Origin of the sequence: Salmonella sp. SAL4457 (assembly GCF_046548235.1) — a bacterium.
GTDB lineage: Bacteria > Pseudomonadota > Gammaproteobacteria > Enterobacterales > Enterobacteriaceae > Salmonella > Salmonella enterica.
This window is the reverse complement of record NZ_JBGDZO010000782.1, coordinates 1-259: the sequence shown is the minus strand read 5'-3', so window position 1 is coordinate 259 and position 259 is coordinate 1. Positions and strand designations below refer to the sequence as shown.

General features: G+C 50.2%; 1 protein-coding gene. It reads left to right on the top strand.

All coding sequences use genetic code 11. The features are described from left to right. A partial coding sequence (locus ACLJNW_RS26295; protein ID WP_410961521.1) for a hypothetical protein occupies nt 1-259 on the top strand: 259 nt, incomplete at both ends.

The window sequence follows — 259 nt, the reverse complement described above, 5'->3', positions numbered from 1 at the left end:
ACTCTCAAGTACTCGATTACTAGTGAACAGGCGGAAGCTTATCCGGTTATTGGCACTGTCAGCGGGCGAACGTTACTTGATTCTTTCTTGTTTTTTCCCGGAGTTATGCACGCAGGGGATATTGGCCGCCGCGGTGAGGGCCTTGTAATTAATGGGTCTAGACCGCTGTCTAACGTGTTCAGCATTAATGGAGGAGACAACAACGACTACGAACTGAACATTGCCTCGTCGCCGTTACCAAATCCCGAGGCGTTACAGG